At 70.1% G+C, this 3,447-nt stretch carries 2 protein-coding genes and 1 pseudogene; all 3 read right to left on the reverse strand.

What is annotated here, in order from left to right; translation table 11 throughout:
* Positions 1–306, reverse strand: a pseudogene (locus tag HMPREF3159_RS09710) (thiol reductant ABC exporter subunit CydD); the annotation flags it as partial.
* Positions 303–1,385, reverse strand: a complete 1,083-nt coding sequence (cydB, locus tag HMPREF3159_RS09715; RefSeq protein ID WP_070500849.1) for a cytochrome d ubiquinol oxidase subunit II — start codon at positions 1,383–1,385, stop codon at positions 303–305. The pseudogene HMPREF3159_RS09710 and the gene cydB, both read right to left, overlap by 4 nt.
* An 18-nt stretch (positions 1,386–1,403) precedes the next feature.
* The gene (locus HMPREF3159_RS09720) at positions 1,404–2,960 is read right to left on the reverse strand and encodes a cytochrome ubiquinol oxidase subunit I (protein ID WP_070500850.1); all 1,557 of its coding nucleotides are present in this window, start codon (positions 2,958–2,960) and stop codon (positions 1,404–1,406) included.
* Positions 2,961–3,447: the final 487 nt, after the last annotated feature.

Here is a 3,447-nt window from a genome sequence, read left to right on the forward strand (position 1 = left end):
GCGCAGGTCGCTGATCGCGGCGGTCGCGGCGCGGTGCGCGGTCGCCTCCTCGACCAGCACCGCCCCCGCCCGCACGGCGAGCGCGAGGACCAGCAGGGCGAGCATCCCCGGGGCGTCCGCGGGGACGTCCCGCTCGACGAGCAGGCGCGCGCCGAGGTGCGCGATCACCAGCGCCGTGACGATCACGGACGCGGCCTGGACGAGTCCGAGGACCACGGTCCGCACGACATGGGCGCGCGCGGCGCGCACCTCCCGGACCAGACGGGGGTCCAGGGGCGCTCGCCGCGCGCGCGTGGGGGTGCTCACTCCTGGCCGAACGCTTCCCGGTAGCCCGCCCGGGCCCTCCGGACGAGGCCCTCGCCGGGGGCGGGGGAGTCCTCGTCGGTGATGCGATGGCGGAAGACCCGGTAGGTCCAGATCGTGTACGCGATGACGATCGGCAGCAGGATCGCGAGGGCGATCAGCATCACCGTCAGCGTGTGCTCGGTCGAGGAGGCGTTCGCGACGGTGAGCGAGTTCGCCGGGTCGTTCGAGGCCGGCATGACGTACGGGAACAGGCCGCCGAACAGGGTGATCGTCGCCGCGGCGATCGCGGTGGTGGTCGCGCCGAAGGCGAGGCCCTCACGACGGGCACGGCCCAGCGGCACCACCGCGATCAGCGCCGCCGCCGCGATCGCGAGCGGGATCAGGGTCCACGGCGTGTTCGAGTGCGCGAGCTGGAACCACAGCAGGTAGGCGGCGCCCGCCGCGATCGTCGGCCACACGAGCCGGCTCGCGAGGCGGTGGGCGTCCTGGCGCAGCGGGCCCTCGATCTTCAGGGTCAGGTACAGGGTGCCGTGCAGCCAGAACAGCAGCACGAACACGAGCCCGCCCAGCAGCGCGAAGGGGTTCAGCAGACCCAGCAGCGAGGTGGTCACCCAGTGGTTCTGGTCGATCGCGACGCCGGCGACGATGTTCGAGAAGGCCACGCCCCACAGCAGGGCCGGGGCGAAGCCGCCGATCACGTGCACCACGTCCCAGGAGGTGCGCCAGCGGTCGTCCTCGTGCTTCTCGCGCCACTTGAAGGCGCACACCCGCACGATCAGCACCAGCAGCAGGAGCAGCAGGGCGAGGTAGAAGCCCGAGAACAGGGTGGCGTACCACTCGGGGAAGGCCGCGAAGAGCAGCGCGCCGCCGGTGATCACCCACACCTCGTTGCCGTCCCAGACGGGGCCGATGGTGCGCAGGATCGTGCCGCGGGTGCCGGGGCCGCGGCGCCAGAAGGCCGCGACGTTCATCTGCACGCCGAAGTCGAAGCCCTCGAGCACGAAGTAGCCCAGGAAGAAGAAGCCGATCAGCGCGAACCAGAGGGTCTGCAGGACCGTGGGGTCGAGCATGGTGTCCATGAGCAGGTGGGTCCCTTCTCAGTAGTCGAAGGAGAGGGTGGGCGTGTCGAGCTCCTCGGTCCTCGGGTCCCGCTGTGGCAGCGGCGCGCCCTTCAGCGCGGCCTTCTGCATCATCCGGAACCAGATCACGGCGAGCACGCCGTAGACGAGGGTGAAGGCGACCAGCGAGGCGAGCACCATCCACGAGGGGTGGGCGGAGACGCCCTGCAGCGTCATCAGCCGCACGGTCGGGTCGTCGGGATTGGGGTGGACGACCCAGGGCTGACGGCCGATCTCGGTGAACACCCAGCCGGCGGAGTTGGCGAGGAACGGCATCGGGATCGCGAGCACGGCGAACCACTGGAAGGCCTTCGATCCGGTGGTGCGGGCGTTCTCTCCCTTGCCGCGGGTGACCCACAGCGCCCAGAGGGCGAGGATCCCGCTGAACGCCGCGAGGCCCATCATCAGGCGGAAGGACCAGTAGGTGACGAAGAGGTTCGGGCGGTAGTCGGCCTCGACCTCCTCGCCGTGGATGTTCGTCGCGGTCTCGCCGAACTCCTCCTTGTACTGGGCGTTGAGGTCGTCGACGCCCTGCAGCGTCGCATCGAAGGTGTGGGTGGCGAGGAAGGAGGTCACGTACGGCACCTCGATGAGGTGGGTGACGTCCCCGCACTGCTCGGCGAAGGCGTCGGGGCCGCCGATGGTGAGGATCGAGAAGCTCGCACCGGTCTCCGTCTCGCACAGCGCCTCGGCCGACGCCATCTTCATCGGCTGCTGCTTGAACATGATCTGGGCCTGGAAGTCGCCGGAGATCACCAGCACGATCGCGGAGACGAACATCGCCACCACGCCGAAGCGGACGGTGGGTCGGTAGAGGTCACGGGCGGCGCGATGCTGCTCCTGGCCCTCCTCGGTCTCCAGCCCCATCTCGCGGGCGGCCCGGTGGTGCCTGACCATGTGCCAGGAGGCGACGCCGGTGAGGAACGCGCCGGCGACGAGCCAGGCGCCGGAGACGACGTGGGGGAAGGCCGCCATCGCCGTGACGTTCGTGAGCACGGCGAGGATCGAGCCCTGCGAGGGATCGAGCTCGGCCCGCCCCGTCTCGGGGTTCAGCAGCGCGCCGACGGGATGCTGCATGAACGAGTTCGCGGCGATGATGAAGTAGGCCGAGAGCGTGGTGCCCAGCGCCACCGCCCAGATCGTCAGCAGGTGGATCTTCTCGGGCATCTTCCCCCAGCCGAAGATCCACAGCCCCAGGAAGACGGACTCGAGGAAGAAGGCGGCGAGGCCCTCCAGCGCCAGCGGCGCCCCGAAGACGTCGCCGACGAAGCGGGCGTACTCGGACCAGTTCATCCCGAACTGGAACTCCTGCACGATGCCGGTGGCGATGCCGATGCCGAAGTTCACGATCAGCATCGACCCGAAGAACTTCGTCATCCGGGTCCAGGCGTCCTTGCGCACGGGATCCTTCGCGAACACGGCACGGGTGTTCATGATCGCGACGAGCAGGGACAGCCCGATCGTCAGCGGCACGAAGATGAAGTGGTACACGGTGGTGATGCCGAACTGCCACCGTGCCAGGTCGAGGGTTTCCATGGATCCTCCCGAGTGGACGACACGCTGTCATGAAAACTAGAGCGGCCGCGCGCACCGCCCCGGGGACCATGGTCCCCTTCCGCGGCGGCAGATGCACGCTGTGCCATACTGGCCAAGGCACTCTCCTGCTCCGTACCGGGCGGGGGAACCTCCCGGCGTCGTGACGTCGAGCACCGGCCACGCGGACTCACCGCGACCGCAGTGCTCCCCGCGATCGGCATCGCAGCGCTCCCGCGTGGAGCTGCGCGACGGTGAGGGCCAGAGACTTCCGTCCCCAGGGACGATGACCAGACGGGGCCAGGGTGCGCTGGCCCTCCAGAAGGAGACGGCCGCATGGCTGACAGCACCCAGAATCCCGAGAACGACGCGTCGAACGACGGAGCACCCCCGGCACGGCGACGCCGCCGCGCGGGAGCCCCGGCCGGTGCCCCCGCCGTGACCCCGGAGCCCGCTGCGGCGCCCGAGGACGCCGCACCGCGCACCGTCG

Source organism: Brachybacterium sp. HMSC06H03 (assembly GCF_001807385.1).
In the GTDB taxonomy this organism is placed as follows: Bacteria; Actinomycetota; Actinomycetes; order Actinomycetales; family Dermabacteraceae; genus Brachybacterium; species Brachybacterium conglomeratum.

Excerpts from the sequence above, each read along its gene's own strand:
- HMPREF3159_RS09720 (WP_070500850.1), bottom strand. The coding sequence starts at position 2,960 with ATGGAAACCCTCGACCTGGCACGGTGGCAGTTCGGCATCACCACCGTG.
- cydB (WP_070500849.1), bottom strand. The coding sequence starts at position 1,385 with ATGGACACCATGCTCGACCCCACGGTCCTGCAGACCCTCTGGTTCGCG.